Raw genomic sequence first — 19,861 nt, forward strand, 5'->3', positions numbered from 1 at the left:
CTGCGGCAGCATCCCTTTCGTCGCCGGATCAAAAAAACCGTACAAGAGGGATACAATGACCTGCATAGCGAGCAGCAGAAGAAGATTTGTATTGAACCTTTTTTGGTCTTTTTTCATCATCGCACCTGCAGAATTTCTACATAGCCTCTGTTCCGTTGGTCCTTATTCTCTGTCCGTCCTTGATCAGCCTGGTGGCATTTTCCACGCTGACTACCGCGGGCAAACCGTATTCCCTTGCCAAAACGGCGCCATGGGTCATCATCCCGCCAACCTCCGTAACCAGACCCTTAATGGATACAAACACCGGTGTCCAGCCTGGGTCGGTGAATGATGTAACCAAAATATCACCTTCTTCTATATTGGCATCCTCCATTTTCAAGATAACCCGGGCCCTGCCCTCTACAACGCCGGAAGAAACAGCCACCCCGGCCAAAGCCCCCCGGGGGATGCCTCCTGTGTCATATTCGCCGGATATCACCTCACCGTCCGAGGTTATCACCCGCGGCGGCGTCAGCTTGGCAAAAATCGCATATTCTTCTTTTCTCTTCATGATGATCTGGTAATCCGCCTGATTGGATTTAACGGCTTCCCTGAGCTCAGCAAAGGTCAGATAATAGATATCCTCCCGGTCTTTTTTACTCCCTTTTGCGCCAGCCTCTCGGCTTCCTTCATCAGGGCCTCTTTAATCGTCCAAAGATACCAGACCATGATATACTTGTTGTATTCTGCATTCATCTGCTTTTCCTCCCGTTATTTTCCGATACCTTGCCTGATTATCTTAATCCCATCGCTCAGCCTTTTAATAAATTTCTCTTTATCTGATATGAACAGGCAACCCTGTTTCCAGATGAGTGTGTAAACCATTTCCGCAACCAGATAGGAATCTGTTTCCCGCTTGATCAGACCGCGTTCCTTATCCCGTTCGATAAATTTCACAAATCTTTCAGCGAAAGACGCCCGCAGTTTGGTAACGAATTCACTGTCATCGATTTCCATATACATGCTTATCCTCAGGTACTCAGGGTGATGCTGCGCCCATTCAAATGTAGCTTTTGTCGACTCAAGGCAAATTTCAAAAAAGTCCGCATCCGTATCGATGTTTTCCGAATGCAGGGCGATCTCTCTTTTTTCCTTACCAATCCGCTCAAACATATAGCGATAGATATCCTCTTTATTTTCAAAATATTGATAGAAACTTCCCCGCGGTATCTCCGCCGTCTTGACAATCTGGTTAATCGACGCCTCGCTGAAACGCTTGGCGGAAAACTCTTTCACGGCTGCATCAAAAATTTTTTGTTTCTTGTCGTCGCTTAAATTATTAAAAGTATCCTTTGGCATGTTATCATCTCCCATTGACACTAAAATAACATAAGATCTCGTATATGACAAGGGTGTCATATGACAACATTGTCATATGAACAAAAAAGAAAGCCGTCTGTTCCTCGAATACATCGGATACTGCCTCGCCGCTAATGTTTTCACAATGTATGAGTTTGTCAGATTGGTGTAAACAGTAAAAGCAGCTCTGCATCGTTTGATAAATTGTTATTAAACTTCTGAAAGTCGTTTGATTTTATGTGATTATAATATAAACAACAGAATCACATGAGGTAATGCCATATGTACCGTCATATTTGAAACAGGGAAAAGCTTCTATAAATTATATGCAAAAAGAAATTAAATTGTCAAAATTACGGAGCTTGTCTTTTGAGTGGTATAACATTTCTCTGCTATAATCCCTGAAACAGGATTAAAGCTGTATGGCATTGTCAAGAATGTGATCGATTTTTACTGTAGTCATGTTTTCAGGTCCCTTTTCCGGTAGCAGGTAAAAACCAGGATTCCGGCAGCCAAAATGATAGCGACTGAGAGCACAAACGCCAGCGTCGGAATGCCCTTTTCAAACATGTAATACCGCGGCTCGAAATACGCAGGCGGGGCAAGCATCCACAGCACATTATAATTGTCCGCCATGGCCAGCCCTTTGGCCAGCAGCAGCGTACCGAACATAACCAGCCCGCTTATGGTACCCGCTCTTGCAGGCTGCTTGCAGAGCGACGCGCTCAGCGCTCCGACACTCAGATAGATTAGCTGCAATAGCAGATTTGTCCCGGAGTTGGCGAGTATAAACGGTACCAGTTCACCACCGTTGTCGGCGCCAAGCAGCAGGAGGAAGGTGCCTGCCGTTACCATATTCAGCACGATACACATGGTAAACGCCGCGGTGAGCTTTAGCAGGAGCACGCGGTTTCTGCTTACCGGCTTGGCGTAGAGAAACTCGGCCGTCTTTTCCTCCTCCTCGCGGGAGAGAACATGGGCTCCCAGAAAACCGGCGTGGAAAATGAGGATATAGGCCGGATAGGTAAACAATAGGCTGATAAACCCCTTGGCGGTGGAGAAATCCACGTTGTTGCTTATGCCAACCAGCACCGCGAAAATCCGGGGCAGTTCACTCATGATCTGTCCGATCTCCGCGTTGCCCTCGTACATGCTGCGGTATTTCATGACGCTCATGGCTATGAGCGCCACAATGCACACCGCCCACGCAATCAGAGCCTTGCGGTTGGATTTGAGTTCTTTCAGATAGATGTTCATTCTGCCTTCCCCTTTCACCGAAAGTCGCATTTGTTGTAACGACGAAAGCTGACATACAAAAGCAATGCTATCTGCGCCGTCCATAGCAGCAGGTAAGGCCACTCATACCCGCTGGTCAGGATGATGGTTTCCCGGTCGAAATAGGACACGGGAATAAGCCAGCGGTGGTATGGGTTGTCAGTTCCAAAAGCCACCTGCAGCAGTTCGTAAAGGCTGTGGAAGGCAAACAGGCTGCCAATGGCGACGGCAATGACTCCGCGGAATCTCGGAAAGAATACGCCGATGAATATCCCCCAGGTGTTATAGAGCAGCATCAGAAAAATAACCACCGCCGACACCGCGAAAAACGGTGCAAATCCGATCCGCCCCGGCGCAAAAATTTGCGCCGATACCCATGAGGCAACAATAAACACCAGTCCGATGATTGCGGTCGCAGTCAACACGGAAAGGCACTTGGTGCGCAGTACGGCAGTGCGGTTTACGGGTTTGGAAAAAAGAAAATCGTTGGTCTGTTTCTGTGTCTCGCGGTTGACGGCTTCCGCCCCCATGACCAAAGCCGCAATGACAGCCAGCTCAAGGCAGATCTTCAGAAAAAACGGATAGTAGCCGGTGAGGTCGCGCAGATTGAAGTTGCTGATCCCCACCAGGTCCCTGACGGTCTGTGGAAACCGTGAAAAAAGCTCCCTTATGTCCATGGGGTGGTTTTGGAAAATGGGGAATAGCGACAGGAACAGGACACTGAGCAGCGCAAGGACAAGGCTCCATACAATGATGTCCCCCTGCAGGGCCTTCATCTCATGCCGAAACAGACGCATCAGAATCACCGTCCTTGTAATAGTGGAGGAATATCTCCTCCAGGCTTGGCTCCTCGATCCACAGATTATGCAGATGCAGGGGCGACAAAGCTGCAATCAGTTTGTTAGAACTGCCCTTGTAGAGGAATTCCACGTTTTTGCCCGACGCTGTCATATTGCTTATACCGGGCAAACTGAAGCCCTCAAGGGAGTCGGAGGTGACGACGCGCACCTTCTGATAGGTGTTCTCGCGCAGGTCGTCCATTTTCCGGATATCGATCACGCGGCCTTCCTTGATGATAGCCACCCGGTGGCACAGGCGCTGCACCTCGCTTAAGATGTGGGACGAGAGAAATACGGTAACCCCTTTTTTGTTTTCCTCCCTGATCAGATCGAAGAACTTCTGCTGCATCAGCGGGTCAAGACCACTGGTAGGCTCGTCGAGGATAATGAGCCGGGGCGAGTGCAGCAGTCCCTGCACGATGCCCACTTTCTTTTTGTTTCCGAGGGACAAGTCGTCGATTTTCCGGCTGGGATCCAGCTCCATGTACGCGGACAGCTCCATCATACGCGCACGGCAGTCCTTTTTATAGAAGCTTGCCGAGTACTCCAAAAGTTCTTTAACACGCATGTTCTCATAATAGAAAACCTCGCCGGGAAGATAGCCGATGTCCTGCCGTATGGACTCCCCGTCGGTCTGGCAGTCAAGGCCGAATATGGACGCCGTACCCGACGTGGGATGAATGAGGTCAAGCATGGTTCGGATAGTAGTGGATTTTCCCGCGCCGTTAGGCCCGATAAAACCGAAAATCTCGCCGTCCTTAACCGCAAGGGTGACGTTCTCAATTCCAAGGGTATTTCCGTAGTATTTGGTCAGTGATTTTAATTTTATGATGTTGCTCATAACGCACCTCCGCAATTGTAAAAGCATCTGCGCAAGACGTCCAGATAACTGTCGAAATCATCAGTTGCAGCTTTGAGGTCTATTTTGCCAAGGTTCGTCTGCCGGGCCTGTGCCATGGCGCGGTTGCCATAGCCCTCGATCGCCCAGATAATGATATCCTTGACCTTGTCGGCGGGGATATCGCCTCGAAAAAGCGACTGGTCAATTCCCTCCAGCAAATGGCTGTATCCCTCCGCCATCATCTCTTCACTTTTCTTTTTGTTTTCTTCGCTAACCTCCGCCGACTCCTCAACGACATATCCTTTCAAGAACTCAAAGAGCTGGGGATAGCGTTCGAACAGTTCCATTTTGCGCAGGGCGGCCTGACTGTAGCGCGCAATCAGGTCGCCGCCGCATGGCTCAATACGCTGGTAGTACTCTCTGCGCACAATGTCGAAGGCATAATCACGGAGGAACAGGTACAACTCCTTTTTGCTCTTGAAGTAAAAATAATATTAAAAATCGCTTGACTTTAACCTAACTGGAAACCGTATACTCCAATCAGAACATGTTCAAATACCGTCGGGTGGTGATTATATGCTAACAATCGGAGAATTCTCCAGAATCAGCAGAGTATCTACGAAGACGCTCCGCTATTACGATCAGATCGGGCTTCTCAAGCCCGGATTTGTCAGCAAGGACTCCGGCTATCGTTATTACGAAGTTTCTCAGCTTCGGGATATGCTGCTGATTGCGAGGCTAAAGCGGTATCAGTTTTCTTTGCCTGAGATTTCCGCTGTTCTTGCAACAAGGGACAACGGCCATCTGGCCGAACTCCTGCAAGCTAAAAAAGAAGAGTTCTTGCGGCAAATCAACGACCAGCAGCACATCCTGCTGCAAATGGAGCATGACATTGAGAAAATAGAAAGGCGTGAGAATATTATGCAAGCGAATTATTTGGTTAAAACCGTAGAGATGCAGCCCAAAACCATCTATTCCCTGAGACGGAAAATGAGCATTCGGGATTTTGCAGAAGCCTTCGGCACATTATGCGCCGGGTTGGAAAAGAGCCGGCTAAGACCTGCCGGGCCGTTCCTGTCCATCTACCATGACGAGGAGTTCAATCAAGAATGCACAGATATTGAAGTCGGGGTGGAGGTATCGGGCGGCAACGGTGAGCATGTGCGGGAGCTTGCTCCGGGACTTTGCTGCTTTGCAACCCATATCGGCCCTTATGACGATTTCACCCCGTGCTATACGGCACTGATGGAATGGATTGAAAGAGAGGGATATACCATATCCGGGCCGCCCTTTGAGTTGTATATCAAAGGCTGCGATGATAACATTCCGCCAAGTGAATATGTAACCGAAATTTATTTTCCCATCAAAAAGTAACTGTACGGGCTAGTATGAAAGGCAGGGCGAATCTCGGAATCTCCCTGCCTTTCACTTTACAAAAGTTTATCTCGCTTATCGTTCCGGCTCGTACCGTTTTTTTATCTGCTGCTCCGGTTTTTCCCCGGTGTCCCTTTGGGGCTGGAAGGAGCGCAAATACTTGATTTCCTCAAGAGCACGACGGCATAAATCCTCGACGGCGGCCAGCCGGTCGGTAATGATAATAAAAACGCACGTAAGCGTCAAAAAGAATACACCATTAAAACTAAAAAGACGCAAAATTGGTATAGAAAACATGATAGTAAACTAATAAATACTAATTTGCTATCATGTTAGACTACGTTTGATTTAAAATTGATAATACCTCCCAGAGGTGTTGGCCCTAATATCTTATGCATTTAAAAAACGCCAACGTGCAAATGTCGGCGCGCATGGTACAAAGAAATTTCTATCCACAAAAATATACACAATATAAGAATTCTGTTGATAAATAGGTCAATGGACTCATAAATAGGACTTTTGTCCTGTTGACGATAGGAATGGCAAAAAATAGAATAAAAATAAAAACATCAAAGCGAAGTGTTCAAATGATAAATGCTGCAAAGGTTATTGACATTAATGATTACCGTTCGCAAAAAGCTATGCAAGAAAAGACCCGGTACTTGCATAAACTTCTTACTGATTACGAATTTATCCTTGGACAGTTGCTGTGGACATTTCTTGTTTATACTATTGCAGAAATCTATTTAAGAAGGATCGGGTGGTGATAAAATCATAACCACCGGAACTAATAATTCCGATGGCTATAAAACGCATCCTGGGTTTAGAGAGTTTAAATAAAGAAACCACAACCACAGACGAGCAGGATCAGAATCAAAAAGATAATAAACGCCGGGCTGCCAAAACCCGTGCCGCAGCCTTCAGCAGCCGCACCGGTAGTACCAAATGCCATTTATATCACTCCTTTCATTTTTATGTATAATATGCATGACTCTATTAATGTGTTAACGGCTGAATACAGAACGGCACCTTTGAGGAAATAATAATAACTGCACCGTAAAGGCAATATCTAATATCTAATAGAAAAACGCCGCGAGACTGCGCCCGGGGCGTTATGCAAAAAAAAGAGGAGTAGCTGAGAAGTATATTTATTTACTGGGAAATCCTGTCTTTCTTTAACTCAAGCATCTTTTCGCGGAATTGCTCCATTGTCATATCATGCTCAGTGACAATCTGCTCAATTGTTTTGCCGGACTGCATCTCAGTTTTTATTTCATCGGCAGTCATACCTAACACACTGGCCATATCATCAAAGTTACGGTGTTTTCCAAAACCCTGTCCCTTTAAGCCCTTACCCGCAGAGTCACCTTGCCTGCTTGATTTATCGTTCAAGAAACCAAAACCGCGACAAAAACCTTTGTTCGCATTGGCATATATCTTGTCGGCTTGTTCCTGAGTGATTTTTCCTTGCTGCACGGCCTCGTCAAGCATTTGCTTCTTCGTAGTATCCAAGGCCGTTGTCACCTGGTCTTCAGTCATGCCAAGATTTACCGCCAGTTTTGATACAAAGCTCTGGCATAAGTTGCCACCGGCGGATGTGTCGCTTGACTGGCCGGAACTAGCAAAAGACATACCGGCGACAGCCACGGTAACGATCACCACGGCTAAAAGAACAGCTCCGACACGCCAATTTTTTGGCTTCAAAATATCACCCTCTTTCTTTATTAATTATCCGTCATTAATTATCCGGCGCACCGCTTAGTGTTATATTAACATTATTTCACGGAAAATAATCTTAACATTATGTGTTATTTCTGTGAAGGTTATGTGAACAACTAATCATATTTCCTATTTTCTATCAAATTGCCTAATAGTTGTTAACTTGTACAATTTGTGGTTTGTTTCTTGGGAAGGTTTTTCATTTCAAAGAAAATAAAAATAGCCGTTACCAACACTGAGATGCCGTCAGCTATTGGCGCTGTTCTCCAAACTCCGTTGATCCCCCAGAATTTCGGCAGGATTAGCAGCAAAGGGATAAAAAGCAACACCTGCCTGGATAAACTGAGTATGGCGGATTGCACCGGCTTGCCTGCCGCCTGAAAGTAGTTCGCGCATATTATTTGAAAGCCTACAACCGGAAACAGCGCGAAAAACATCCGCATTGCCTGGGCAGTCATTTCCGTCAGGGCGGTATCACCTTCGCTGAACAGCCCCACAATTTGGGTCGGCCAGATATTGATTGCCACGAATCCGGCTGAAGCGATACAGACGCCGGCGATCACCGCAATTTTCACAGTCTCTTTAACCCGATCATATTGCCGGGCGCCGTAATTGAAGCCAATCAGCGGCTGCGCTCCCTGGCTGAGACCCACTATGGGCATAAACAATAAGGCGGCTATGCTCATCATGATTCCCACGGCCGAAAGAGCTAAATCACCACCGTAGGCCAGCAGGGTTTTGTTTAGTATCGATTGCTGCACACTGTTGGCTATCTGCATGGCAAAAGGGGCGAAGCCGATAGATACAATACTGGTGATGATAGGCAACTGCAGTTTCAGGTTTTTAAATCTGATTTTTACCAGGCTCCGGCCTGACCAGAAATAACTCAAAACCCAGACAGAGGAAATGAATTGGCCGGAAACAGTAGCTAAAGCCGAGCCTTTTATCCCCAGTCCCAATTTAAAAATGAAAACATAGTTTAAAACGCCATTGATCAAGGCGCCGGCGACTTGGGTAAACATGGCCAACCGGGGATTGCCTTCCGCCCGGATAAAGTTGTTCATGCCCATGCTTATGGAACCAAAAGCCGCGCCCAGGATAATAATATGCACAAAGTCACGCGCGTAAGGCAATACTTCTTCACTTGCCCCAAAAGCCTTTAATATCGGCTCGGGGAAGAGCAGATATATCACCGCGATAATTAAAGGCAAGGCAATTAGCATCACCGCGGCATTACCGGCTATTTTCTCAGCTTCTTCTTTTCTCTGCTCCCCCAGCCGTATTGATATTAACGCCGTGGCGCCAATTCCGATCAGGATTGAAACAGCTATTAGAATCAGCATTATGGGAAAAGCCACGGTTGTCGCCGCGATGGCAAGTGAGCCGACGCCACGGCCCACGAATATCCGGTCGATTATATTGTAAAGAGCGTTGATGAGCATCCCCGCTATAGCCGGCAAGGAAAATTTCCATAACAAAACGCTTATTTTTTTATCGCGCATTTCCAGGCTATTTTGCATTTATTACAAGCATTCCTTTCGTTCCGCCCAAAGCATAACATAATAAAGATGCTTTATATACCTGAGGGGGGATAATCAGATTCAACCGGATGTTTTTTTATTTTTCCAAGAATCTTTGAAAAACGTTTACTCATCCCTTTCATCAAGTCGTCAAAAACAGCATACACCACAGGTACCAGAATCAAGGTAATAATAGTTGAAAAAGACAACCCAAAGGCGATGACTATGGCCATTGGCTTCATCATTTCATTGCCGGAGCCGCCGCCGAGAGCCATGGGCATCAGGGCCAGCACGGTGCACAGCGCCGTCATCAGGATAGGCCGCAGCCGGATCGGTCCGGCCTGCTTGATTGCTTCGTCACGTTCAATTCCCCGCTTGCGCAGGGTATTGATATAGTCAACCAGCACGATGGCATTGTTGAGGACGATCCCCACCAGCATGATCGCCCCGATCAGGCTCATCACGCTCAAAGTGGTCCCGGTGAGCCCCAGCCCGATCACCACGCCGATAAAGGTAGGAGGCAGGGAGAACATGATAATAAACGGCTGGAACAAGGATTCAAACTGTGCCGCCATCACCATGAAAACAAGAATAATCGCCAGTATGAGCGCCAGGCCCAGCGCGCTGAAGGACTCATTCATATTTTCCTGCTCACCGCTAAAGTCGATGATATAGCCCTGAGGCAACGACATCTTCGCCAGCTTTTCCTGAACCTCACTATTCACACTGCCGGAAGGCCTGCCGGAAATATCGGCGGTAATTTCTACTTCCCGGTTTTGATTGGAGCGGCTGATTTCTTTGGGCGCATTATTAATGGAAATATCGGCGACATCGCCCACCGACAGCTTTGCCCCGGAAGAGGACACCAGCATCAGGCTCGCCAGACTGTTTTCCGTTTGAACAAATTTATCGGAGTATTTCAGAGTGATATCCACCGTGTTGTCCCCGGTATGCAGACTGCCTACCGTCGACCCGCCGAAGGCGGTTTTTACCACCGAAAGAACCTGGGACGCGGAAAGCCCGTAACGCGCCGCTTTTTCACGATCAACCACCACTTGCACCTGAACATTGCTGGACAGTGAATTTGACACGTTTCTGGTGCCTGAAACCCCTTTGACAAGATCCACCGCTTCATTCCCCAGCTCTGTCAGCACATCCAGATCGTCGCCCCGAATGATCACATCGACCGCGCTGCCGGACATGCCCATGGCGCCGCTTTCAACAGTCACCGTGATGGTGCCTCCGGCAGTGTCGTTTAAGGACCGGCGCACTTTTTCCGCCGCCTCGCTTGCCGTTGGTTTATATTCATCCGTGGATTTCAGCTTATACCTGATACTCGCGTTATTGTTTTCGGAAATACCCAAGAATGACATCTGTCCGCCGCCGACCGTGATATAACCCTTTTGCACACCGCCCTCCAGCGCCTTTTGAGCCAGCGTGTCGACTTCCATGGCCTTTTTGCGGGTTGCCTCCAAACTTGTTCCCGCGGGCATTTCAATTTGAACGTTTACTCCTCTTTCGTCCATCGCAGATATAAACTCCATCCCAATCAGCGGGATGCATCCCAAACTGGCTACTAACAGGAGCAAGGCGCCGGCCACCACTTTTTTACGGTTGCCCAAAGCCCAGTTGAGACTGGTTTTATAAAATGAAGTAAGCTTTTGCAGTCCGAAACCGAAAATAGCAACCGGGTTCTTGGTTCCTTTCACGTAACCGATATCCTCCGGCGCCGGGACATTCTTCAGCATTCTGGAGGCCATCATGGGAACCAGCGTCATAGCGGAAAAAAGGGCGCAGGCGTGGGAAAAGCTGACTGTAAGCGCCAGGGGTTTGAAAATCATGCTGGCGATGCCGCTGACGAAGACGACAGGCATAAAGACCACGATCTGCGAAGCCGCCGAAGCCATCACGGCGGTACCCACTTCGGCCGTTCCCAGTTTGGCCGCGTCAATCACGTCAAATCCTTCCTGTCTCTTCCTGTAGATGCTTTCCAGCACCACGATGGCAAAGTCGACGAGCGAGCCAAGGCCCAGCATCAATCCCCCTAAGGACAGCATATTAATCGTCACGCCGGAAAAATACATCACAGAAAAAGTGCCAATTAAAGCCACCGGCAGGGTGATCGCCACCACCGCCGTGCTGCGGGCGTTGCGCAGAAACAGATAAAGAATGATTACCGCCAGGACTCCTCCCAGGAGGCCGTGTTTTTCAACACTTCTGATGGTGTCGTTGATGGTGGTGGAGGTGTCGCTGACCAGGTTAATCTGCACACCGGCGGGAAGATTTTCACTTAAAGCGGCGACTTCCTCACGCACCTTCTTCGCCACCTGCACCGTGTTTCCATCCGAAGTTTTCATAACATCAAGAGTGAGTGACGCACTCCCGTCCACGTAGGTAAGGGTGCTGTCTTTCTTGAAGTCGTCCCGCACGTCTGCGATATCCGACAGCAGGACATGGTTTTTCGATGAGCCGGGCACGCTGATCTGCACGTTCTTGACGGCAGCCAAATTGTTGAATTCGTTCATGACCCTGATGCTGATTTCCCTTGATCCTTTCACCAGCGTTCCCGCCGTGCCGGTGATATCATCACCCGAGATCGCCTGTGACACCTGCTGTACGGTCAGTCCGTAGGCATCCATTTTGGTTTGATCCAGCCTGACCTGAATTTCACGCTCCTTGCCGCCGCTGATTGAAACGGAACTTACCCCTTCAATCCGCTCCAGGACGGGCTGGATGGTATCTTCGGCGATTTCTTTCATCTTGGTAAGACTGGCTCCGGCAAGAGAATAGGTCATGATGGACTGGGAGTTCAGGTCAATTTTCATAATCCTGGGACTGCCGGCTTCATCCGGCAAATAATTCCGCACCGCGTCCACTTTGTCCCGCAAATCGTTTACCTTGTCATCAATCTTAACCCCGTAGTCAAATTGCACCGCCACCAATGAGTTTCCGCTGGAAGAGATGGAACTGATTTCTTTGACGCCGCTAACCGAACTTACGGCGGACTCAATCGGTTTCGTGACTATTTTTTCCACCTCGGCCGGGTCTGCTCCTTGATAACTGGTGGTGATAATCGCCACCGGTATATTCATATCCGGCATCAGCGCGACCTTCAGGCTCGGCAGGGCGAAAAGGCCTATGAATACCACCGCGAGGATGAGCATCGAGATGGCAACCGGCCGTTCCACGGAGAAATCTGCTATTTTCACTGGGAACCACCTTCCTGCCCGGTGACTACTTTTACTTGCTGACCGTCAGAAAGAAGGCGGTTTCCCTGGACTACGACAATCTGTCCTTCCTCCAGGCCTTCGGTGATTTCAGTCTGGGAGTCATTGGACACTCCTATTTCCACATACACTTCCCTGGCTTTGTCATCTTCCACCACATATACAATATGCTGCCCATCCTTTTCAATAACCGCGTCCACCGGAACAGCAACAACATTTGGCAAAGTCCCTGTAAAAAGGTCGATTTTCACCGTCATCCCCGGCTTAATTTCGCCAGTTGGATTGGCTATGGTGATTTCCACCGGATAACCCATGGTGGTCGAGTCCGCTTTTGGAGCTATCGCGGTCACCGTTCCTGCCACGGACTTGTTCAAGGAGTCGATGGTCACCGGGACATTGCTTCCCGTTTGAACAGCGTTCACCACACTTTCCGGCACCGAAGCCTCCACCTTGACGGTGTCGATGTTGACGATGACGGCGGCATCCGTCTGACTGCTGACCATTTCTCCAGTCTCTACCTTTATCGCGCCGATGAAGCCGTCAATCGGCGCCGCAACCGTATAATCGTTTAAATTGTCCTGCGCGGTGCTTATGGTCACTTGCAGCTTGTCAATCTGCTGCCGGGACTGCTCCAGGCTGAGCTGGGCATTGACCAGTTTGGTTGTCGCCTGCTCTAAATCGGTCTTTGACACTGCGCCGCTTTCATAAAGGATATTGGTGCGGTCGTAATTGGACTGGGCATCCTTCAAAGCCTGAACCGCGGTATCGTAACTTACTTGGGAGATGCCCAGGTCGGCTTGCAGCTGGGCCAGTTGGCTGCGTGCTTCCTTAGCGTCAATTTGGAAAAGCGTTTGCCCCTTTCCCACCCGGTCGCCCAATTTTACGTTGACCTGGGTGACCCGGCCCGCAACTTTAGGAGCGATGGTTGCTTCCGCCGACGCTTTAATCTGCCCGGAGGCATCGTAAATCTTATTCATGTCTGTCCTGCCCGCACTCACCACCTCAACCGCGATGGCAGGTATTTCATCGCCGGCAGGCTGTTTGCTTCCACATCCGTTTAAAAAAGACAATAACAACAATGCCAATACTAAAATTGCTAATCGCTTCAAATTTATATCCTCTCCCTTCAACCTCTCTAAAAAAACGCACTTTTTCAGCCTTACACATTATAAGAAAAGTAAATAAACTGGACCTAAACCAAATTGAAAAATTTCCTTAAAAAACTTGAAAATCCAGATAAAAATTTGAATTTTATTTTTATAAAAATTTTAAGAAACAGTTTTAAAGTAATTAATAATTAAGCTTTATAATAAATAGAGAAATGAATTTTGTAAACACTGTTCTGGGAGTAAAACATGTCCTTAAAGTTTAAGATTTGGGCTTCCTACATAATAATGGTCACAGCCCCCCTTCTCCTGGCGGTATTGTCGGCCAAGCTAATCCTGACCAATTATGAAGAGGATCACCAAATTCAGATCATAGAAACCGCCCAGGAGGAATCATTACAAGAAAAAATAGCTTTTATGGGAGAATTAGAGCATGACCTGGCCAATAAACCGGATTATTTCAAAGATCCGTTTTACCTGGCGCAGCTCAACGAAAAGATTTCTTCTGTTAATATGGGGGTTTTGATTCAGCGCAATGGAGAGTTTATATCTAATTCCGTACCGTTTAACGTTGAAAAACTCAAACCAAATTTATTAAAGCTTAATGTGCAAGATGTTACAGAGAAATGGACTTCAGCAATCATAAAAGATTACATTGTAAGATGCCGGGCTTTCTCTTTCAGTGACGGGACAACAGGCCAAATCTATCTCTTCCTCAACAGAGTACCTCCTTGGGAAGCGTCACCTGCCGACCATATCGCTTATGTGAAGTGGATTTTTTTAATCTTTATCATTTGCATATTTCTGACAAACAGTTTTTTAACCTACCAGTTTTACAAAAGCTTAATCGAGCCTTTAAATTCGGTAAAAAAAGCTGCCCGGGAAATTCAGCACGGAAACCTGGACTACCCCATCAGCTATCCGGTTAACAACGAAATAGGAGAATTATATCAGGCCTTTGAAGAGATGCGGCTAAGACTGAAGCAATCACAAGAACTCAATGAACAATACGAAAAAAGCCGAAAAGAATTAATCTCAAATATATCCCATGACCTTAAAACACCGATTACCGCGATTAAAGGCTACGCCCAAGGCATTATTGAAGGCGTGGCCAATAACCCGGAGAAAGTGGAAAAATATCTCCGGACCATTATTGCCCACGCCGGGGAAATGGAGCGGTTAACAAACGATTTGACCCTTTTTTCCAAGCTGGACATAAAACAAATCCCTTTTTCATTTGAATGTATAGAAATTAACAGATACCTTGAAGATGCCAGAGAAGAATTGAATTTTGACTTATCCGAAAATAATATTATTCTTAAATTTGAGTCCCATTATAAAAGCAGTGATTTAATAATGGCCGACCGGCGGAGACTAATCAGAGTCATTCACAACATCATAGAAAACGCCAAAAAGCATTTAAACAAGCGAGAAAAGGAAATTAAAATAATTTTGAAAGAAGAAGAAAGCTTAGCTTTAATTGAAATAAGGGATAACGGTTCCGGTATTCCGGCAGATAAACTCCCTTTAATCTTTGACCGGTTCTACCGGGTAGATAGTTCAAGAAACCGGACAACCGGGGGCAGCGGGATCGGGCTATCCATCGCCAGGGAAATAATAGAGGCCCACCAGGGGAGAATTTGGGCGGAAAGCGCTGAAGGTTTGGGAACAAGTATATTCTTTACCTTAAAAAAAGCTGCCTATTTTAAAAAATGAAGAAAGCCACAGTCTTTTTTAAAAGAGGAGTTTAAGTATGAAAAAGGTTTTAATTATTGAAGACGAACTAAGTATTGCGGAGCTGGAGAGAGACTACCTGGAAATAGACGGCTTTGAAGCGGACATTGAACTTAACGGCCGCTCAGGCCTGCAGCGCGCCCTGCAAGGAAACTACGCCATCATCATTCTCGATGTCATGCTGCCCGAGGTAGACGGTTTTGAAATCTGCCGGACAATCCGCGACAGGATCAATATACCCATAATTATTGTCTCAGCCAAGAAAGAAGATATCGATAAAATCAGAGGACTGGGGCTAGGGGCAGACGATTATATGACCAAGCCCTTCAGTCCCGCCGAACTGGTGGCCAGAGTCAAATCCCACCTGGCCCGTTATAATCGTCTGGTTAACCAAACAGTTGCTGATCGTCCCGAGGAGCTAAAAATCAAAGGGCTGGCCATCAATAAAAGCTCCCGGCGTGTTTACCTTGACGGCCTGGAAATTCAATTCACCACTAAGGAATTTGATTTGTTGGTATTTTTGGCTGAGAATCCCGACCGGGTACTTAGCAAGGAACAGATTTTCGAAAAGATCTGGGGGTTCGATAATTTGGGAGAGATTGCCACAGTAGCCGTTCATATCCGCAGAGTCCGTGAAAAGATAGAAAAAGACCCGTCTAATCCAGAATATATTGAAACTATATGGGGTACGGGATATCGTTTTAATATCTCCTGAAAACGAATATTTACATTTTTTATAGTCATGGCGTATAATATATGCGTATATTCGGTTATGCAAATATAATAATGCCAGCCGGGAAAAATAATTTGAGAGAGAGGGCTATGATCAATATAGTGGAAATGTTGAAGGCGCTGGCTGACGAGACCCGCCTGCGGATCATCAATCTGCTTTACGATGGGGAGCTATGTGTCTGTGATATTATGGAAACGCTGGCTATAACCCAGACAAAGGCCTCGCGACATCTGGGGGTGCTGCGCCGGGCCGGGCTGGTTACAGACCGCAAGAGTGCGCAGTGGGTTTATTACACCATTTGCCGCAGTGACGGGAGCAAATTTCTGGACAGCATAATTTTTAATCAACTCAGGCAAAATGAGCCATACGCAGATGATATGAAAAATCTTGCCGAATGGCTGGCCGTAAAGAAATCCGGCTGCAATAAATATGCAAACGGCCCTTTAAGCTGCGGCGGCGGTACCGGGCGGCATCGGCGGTCAACCCGTTGCGGCAGTGACCGGGCTGCCTGCGGCAGTCCCGGTAGTGACTGCGCTTAAGAAAAGAGGTATACTCTTTTGTTCATATTTTCCTGGCTAAACGACCAGCTGCTCAGAATGGAATGGCTTCACTATCTGGTCACTTTGCTTGTAAGAGATGTATTCGGCCTGGATGTAAATAAGCAAGTGGGCGGAAGCATCCACTTTTTTATCTATGATGTGAGCAAAATATTCATCCTGCTCTCCGTACTAATATTTACTATTTCATATATCCAAAGTTTTTTTTCACCTGAGCGGACCCGCAAAGCCCTGGGCAATTTCGCCGGCATTAAAGCGAATACAATGGGGGCGCTGTTCGGCACGGTAACCCCGTTCTGTTCCTGCTCCTCCATTCCTTTATTTATCGGCTTTACCAATGCCGGCCTGCCTATTGGCATTACCTTTTCCTTTTTGATATCGTCACCCCTGGTAGACCTGGCTTCGGTTATATTAATTGCCAGCATATTCAACTGGAAAATTGCCATTGCCTATGTGCTTGTGGGTATTTTTCTGGCTGTTATCGGCGGCTCAATCATCAATAATTTAAAGCTTGAAAAGTATGTAGAGCCGTTTGTATATGAAAATAAACTCATCGATGCCGACCCGGAAGAACTGACTGCCCGTGACAGAATAGTTTTTGCCAGGGAGCAGGTGCGGGACATTGTCAGAAAGGTCTGGCTGTTTATTCTAATCGGCGTCGGGATCGGCGCCGCCATCCACAATTGGATTCCGGAGTCAATCATCAGCGCGCTGCTCGGTCAGGACAAATGGTATTCTGTGCTGCTGGCGACATTAGTCGGTGTGCCGATGTACGCGGATATTTTCGGTACGCTGCCTATCGCCGAAGCCCTGGTGGCAAAAGGGGTGGGGCTCGGTACGGCGCTGTCCCTGATGATGGCCGTAACCGCGCTTTCAGTCCCTTCCTTGATTTTGTTGAATCAAGTGGTAAAGGTGAAGCTATTGGCAATATTCGTCGGGCTTGTTACCCTGGGCATCATCATCATCGGCTACACCTTTAATGCCTTCGGCCATCTCTTGATGTAAGAGTTCGTTAAATATGAAAGGACGGCTAAAATAATGGATATCAAAATTTTAGGCACAGGCTGTGCAAACTGCAGGAGGCTTCATCAACTTGCCGAGGAAGCAGTTGCGGAAATGGGCCTCCAGGCGCCGGTGGAAAAGGTGGAGGACCTTAGAAAGATCATGGGTTATGGGATTATGAAAACTCCTGCCATTGTAATCAACGAAAAGGTTAAAACTTCCGGCAGGGTACCCGGAAAGGATGAGATTAAAAAGTTCATCCAGGATGAGGCTTAATATATATGGAACTGCTTAATTATACCCTCAGCCATTACGTCAGCCATTCCCAAAGTGTGTATCTCATTTTCATCATACGCTGTGATGCTTGCCTCATACTGTCCGGTAAGCATGTAAACTGCTTCTGCTTTAACCAATTCCAGGTGGCGGTACATCATCCTTCTCCAATGCTCCTGAGACCAATAAGGATTGATATTCCCCAAGAAAACAGCGATTGCATCAGCATTAGCATACCATTTTCTTTCTGCTTCTGCTGCTGCCTTATTATCTCCGGCTTTTGCTGCTTTGACAAGATCTGCAGCTATAACAAGATGCTCCTTTAACAAATCCCGAAATTTCGCAGCAATTCTTTCTCCGTAATAAGGCTGCAGCGCATGCTCAAAATCCACGGGATTACGAAGTAATCTAGCGACAACGGAGTCTACATTCGGCAAACCAAATACCAGGCTTGTTATGGTTGACCATGTCCAAACATCATGCTGTTCCCATAGCATACGCATATAATTCCTTACATCCACTTGTGCTTTAGTAAACATGATGGGTATATGATAAAAGTTCGGATTGTAATACAACATTGATCACCTCTTAAAATCAGTCATTTTTAAGTATATAATATGAATGGACTGACAGGATAGTTCCGTTGGTTAGAGGATTGCCAACACCCATAGGCGTCTTAAGCCAGCCACTATGCCGCTTGTAAATTCAAGTACTATATTAAGACCGGGGGCGAAAAAATGATCAAGGTCGAGATTACTCCTGATGCCAGAAAATATATTCTCCAAAAGACTGATACGATCACAATAATTATTAGAACGACAGGAAGTTGAGCCAGCTGCTCCAGTGAGCTTGCCGTGCTCGCAGGCTCACCGCCCGAACCCCGGAGTTTTAACAAAGTGACCGCCGGCGGGATTAAGATTTTCATTTTTAAAGGAGTTGTTGCCGCACCGGAAGGGATCAATATTTCCCTAAGTGGTTTTTGGATATGGAAAAGGCTAGTGGTTAATGAGTTGAGCTAAACAACAGCCCAAATTGATAAAAAGATCATCACCGAATATGGTGGTGTTGCCCCATTAACAATGATTTGTTAGTTTTTTTAAGGATTTTGTTTGATACTAGTTCACTGCAAATATATAATATGATTATAAGTCATTATTGGTATGAGTGGACGTGTTTGTTAAACGGATGCAATTGTTCCATGCGGGAGGTATTTTTGTGAATGGCTATGCCCATAAACTAGAGCGTCGGATCGATTGGTTTGAAGTTGATTTTCGTGGACATGTGAATAATGTGTCGTTCATATACTATATCCAGGAAGCAAGGGTCGAACTTTTACATATAATCGGTTTGATGCAATCTCAGGCAAAAGAAAAAGAAGGCCCGGTGCTGGCTTCGATTACCTGTCAGTATTACCGTCCACTATTTTATCCGGGCAAAATTTATGTCTATTCCAAGGTATCGGAGATTAAAAATACAAGTTTTGTTATCAAGCACGCTATTTACAATGAGCGCAATCAAATGGCCGCTGAGGCGCAAGATATTCTCGTTTACTATGATTTTGTTAAAGAGACTAAACTAACAATTACTGATGAGCCCAGAAAAAAACTGGAAAAGATCAGCAGCGGGAATATAGTTCCCCCGGAACCTCTTTAAACAGTGCGATAAAGCAGTAGCAACCCGGGACTAGCACGTTTGTTTTAACCTCGAATATAACCATTGACTTCCTCCATTATTATATCCTTATAGTCATCCAATATATTTCCTTCATTATCGTTTACCGTAATCCGAGCATCGCTCTTAATTGGTATGCCACTCCTATCTGACAAAAACTTCATTTGCTTACCGCTGCCTTTGTCAATGATATGCAGGGATGCTATCCCGACATTTTTAATTTTTATTTTCCCTTCCTCCAATAATTCCACCGCTTTTAGCTTTCCCATTGCTATAGTTTCATTTGAATCCAAATCTTTTAATACATATCCAACTAGTTTTGGAAATGGTTTCGCCAGATTCAGTGTTCTCCCCCTATCGTCCTTTATCTTGGTACATATTAGTAAGGATGAAACTTCGTATTCCCGGCACATGTTTATTATCCTCTCTAATAGTTAAGTTTTTCTTTAGATATCCCCCGATATCGCAGTACTTGACATATTTCCAAAGAGCCGCATGCGGATAAAATCGGCATCAAGTGCCGGATTTAGAGACCCTGTTAGATAACTCTTGACAGTGGACCCCTTTGTCATATTCATCATTGAAATCGCTCTCCCAAAATATAACTACGCCAAACAAAGAAATAATCCTTTAATAACGGGAGTAATAAAAA

At 46.5% G+C, this 19,861-nt stretch carries 20 protein-coding genes and 1 pseudogene; 8 read left to right on the plus strand and 13 right to left on the minus strand.

Translation table 11 applies throughout. The annotated features are described in order from the left end of the window. Nucleotides 1–116: 116 nt before the first annotated feature. The 6 genes and pseudogenes from A4E54_RS09655 to A4E54_RS09680 all read right to left on the minus strand — a co-directional run. Nucleotides 117–726: pseudogene (locus A4E54_RS09655) on the minus strand (PEP-utilizing enzyme); the annotation flags it as partial. Between the two features lie 24 nt (nucleotides 727–750). Continuing rightward, nucleotides 751–1,338, minus strand: coding sequence for a TetR/AcrR family transcriptional regulator (locus A4E54_RS09660; protein WP_286725909.1), 588 nt, complete (start codon nucleotides 1,336–1,338; stop codon nucleotides 751–753). A 459-nt stretch (nucleotides 1,339–1,797) separates the two neighbouring features. Further along, on the minus strand, nucleotides 1,798–2,595 hold the full coding sequence (locus A4E54_RS09665) for an ABC transporter permease subunit (RefSeq protein ID WP_240083926.1): 798 nt from the start codon (nucleotides 2,593–2,595) through the stop codon (nucleotides 1,798–1,800). Between the two features lie 14 nt (nucleotides 2,596–2,609). Continuing rightward, nucleotides 2,610–3,410 (minus strand): ABC transporter permease subunit, encoded by an 801-nt coding sequence (locus A4E54_RS09670; protein ID WP_240083927.1) that lies wholly within the window; start codon nucleotides 3,408–3,410, stop codon nucleotides 2,610–2,612. Next, nucleotides 3,391–4,293 (minus strand): ABC transporter ATP-binding protein, encoded by a 903-nt coding sequence (locus tag A4E54_RS09675; protein ID WP_286725911.1) that lies wholly within the window; start codon nucleotides 4,291–4,293, stop codon nucleotides 3,391–3,393. Before A4E54_RS09675 ends, A4E54_RS09670 begins: the two co-directional genes overlap by 20 nt. Then, nucleotides 4,290–4,757: a TetR/AcrR family transcriptional regulator gene (locus tag A4E54_RS09680; protein WP_286725913.1), complete on the minus strand. Its 468-nt coding sequence runs from the start codon at nucleotides 4,755–4,757 to the stop codon at nucleotides 4,290–4,292. Before A4E54_RS09680 ends, A4E54_RS09675 begins: the two co-directional genes overlap by 4 nt. 112 nt (nucleotides 4,758–4,869) lie before the next feature. Here A4E54_RS09680 and A4E54_RS09685 point away from each other — a divergent pair, with 112 nt between their 5' ends. Continuing rightward, a complete protein-coding gene (locus A4E54_RS09685; protein WP_286725915.1) occupies nucleotides 4,870–5,667 on the plus strand; it encodes a MerR family transcriptional regulator in 798 nt (265 codons plus the stop codon). Nucleotides 5,668–5,742: 75 nt separating this feature from the next. Here A4E54_RS09685 and A4E54_RS09690 read toward each other — a convergent pair whose 3' ends face one another. From A4E54_RS09690 to A4E54_RS09710, 5 genes are all read right to left on the minus strand, one after another. Next, the gene (locus A4E54_RS09690) at nucleotides 5,743–5,913 is read right to left on the minus strand and encodes a hypothetical protein (RefSeq protein ID WP_240083928.1); all 171 of its coding nucleotides are present in this window, start codon (nucleotides 5,911–5,913) and stop codon (nucleotides 5,743–5,745) included. A gap of 906 nt (nucleotides 5,914–6,819) precedes the next feature. Next, a complete protein-coding gene (locus A4E54_RS09695; protein ID WP_240083929.1) occupies nucleotides 6,820–7,371 on the minus strand; it encodes a Fis family transcriptional regulator in 552 nt (183 codons plus the stop codon). Nucleotides 7,372–7,544: 173 nt separating this feature from the next. Beyond that, complete coding sequence (locus tag A4E54_RS09700) at nucleotides 7,545–8,906, minus strand: MATE family efflux transporter (protein ID WP_240083930.1); 1,362 nt, start codon at nucleotides 8,904–8,906, stop codon at nucleotides 7,545–7,547. 53 nt (nucleotides 8,907–8,959) lie between these two features. Next, the gene (locus tag A4E54_RS09705) at nucleotides 8,960–12,115 is read right to left on the minus strand and encodes an efflux RND transporter permease subunit (protein ID WP_286725917.1); all 3,156 of its coding nucleotides are present in this window, start codon (nucleotides 12,113–12,115) and stop codon (nucleotides 8,960–8,962) included. Continuing rightward, nucleotides 12,112–13,242 (minus strand): efflux RND transporter periplasmic adaptor subunit, encoded by a 1,131-nt coding sequence (locus A4E54_RS09710; RefSeq protein ID WP_240083932.1) that lies wholly within the window; start codon nucleotides 13,240–13,242, stop codon nucleotides 12,112–12,114. Before A4E54_RS09710 ends, A4E54_RS09705 begins: the two co-directional genes overlap by 4 nt. 246 nt (nucleotides 13,243–13,488) lie before the next feature. Here A4E54_RS09710 and A4E54_RS09715 point away from each other — a divergent pair, with 246 nt between their 5' ends. From A4E54_RS09715 to A4E54_RS09735, 5 genes are all read left to right on the plus strand, one after another. Beyond that, nucleotides 13,489–14,955 carry a sensor histidine kinase gene (locus A4E54_RS09715; protein ID WP_240083933.1) on the plus strand — a complete coding sequence of 489 codons (1,467 nt, stop codon included), beginning with the start codon at nucleotides 13,489–13,491 and terminating at the stop codon, nucleotides 14,953–14,955. A 37-nt stretch (nucleotides 14,956–14,992) separates the two neighbouring features. Beyond that, nucleotides 14,993–15,688: a response regulator transcription factor gene (locus tag A4E54_RS09720; protein ID WP_240083934.1), complete on the plus strand. Its 696-nt coding sequence runs from the start codon at nucleotides 14,993–14,995 to the stop codon at nucleotides 15,686–15,688. A 107-nt stretch (nucleotides 15,689–15,795) separates the two neighbouring features. After that, a complete protein-coding gene (locus tag A4E54_RS09725; RefSeq protein WP_286725921.1) occupies nucleotides 15,796–16,245 on the plus strand; it encodes an ArsR/SmtB family transcription factor in 450 nt (149 codons plus the stop codon). 18 nt (nucleotides 16,246–16,263) lie between these two features. Further along, the gene (locus A4E54_RS09730) at nucleotides 16,264–17,268 is read left to right on the plus strand and encodes a permease (protein ID WP_286725923.1); all 1,005 of its coding nucleotides are present in this window, start codon (nucleotides 16,264–16,266) and stop codon (nucleotides 17,266–17,268) included. A gap of 33 nt (nucleotides 17,269–17,301) precedes the next feature. After that, nucleotides 17,302–17,541, plus strand: a complete 240-nt coding sequence (locus tag A4E54_RS09735; RefSeq protein ID WP_286725925.1) for a thioredoxin family protein — start codon at nucleotides 17,302–17,304, stop codon at nucleotides 17,539–17,541. On the opposite strand, the gene A4E54_RS09740 is transcribed toward A4E54_RS09735, so the two are convergent. Beyond that, complete coding sequence (locus A4E54_RS09740) at nucleotides 17,538–18,116, minus strand: acetylglutamate kinase (protein ID WP_240083938.1); 579 nt, start codon at nucleotides 18,114–18,116, stop codon at nucleotides 17,538–17,540. The two genes, A4E54_RS09735 and A4E54_RS09740, sit on opposite strands and share 4 nt — an antisense overlap. A 276-nt stretch (nucleotides 18,117–18,392) precedes the next feature. Between A4E54_RS09740 and A4E54_RS09745 the strand changes: the two genes are divergently transcribed. Together A4E54_RS09745 and A4E54_RS09750 are read left to right on the plus strand one after the other, a co-directional pair. After that, nucleotides 18,393–18,557 carry a CC/Se motif family (seleno)protein gene (locus tag A4E54_RS09745; RefSeq protein ID WP_286725927.1) on the plus strand — a complete coding sequence of 55 codons (165 nt, stop codon included), beginning with the start codon at nucleotides 18,393–18,395 and terminating at the stop codon, nucleotides 18,555–18,557. A 196-nt stretch (nucleotides 18,558–18,753) separates the two neighbouring features. Beyond that, nucleotides 18,754–19,191, plus strand: a complete 438-nt coding sequence (locus A4E54_RS09750) for an acyl-CoA thioesterase (protein ID WP_240083941.1) — start codon at nucleotides 18,754–18,756, stop codon at nucleotides 19,189–19,191. 44 nt (nucleotides 19,192–19,235) lie between these two features. Here the strand turns inward: A4E54_RS09750 and A4E54_RS09755 are convergent, their stop codons facing one another. Further along, complete coding sequence (locus tag A4E54_RS09755) at nucleotides 19,236–19,622, minus strand: hypothetical protein (RefSeq protein ID WP_286725931.1); 387 nt, start codon at nucleotides 19,620–19,622, stop codon at nucleotides 19,236–19,238. Between the last annotated feature and the right edge of the window lie 239 nt (nucleotides 19,623–19,861).

The organism is Pelotomaculum sp. PtaB.Bin117 (genome assembly GCF_002067195.1).
Lineage (GTDB): Bacteria > Bacillota > Desulfotomaculia > Desulfotomaculales > Pelotomaculaceae > Pelotomaculum_D > Pelotomaculum_D terephthalicicum.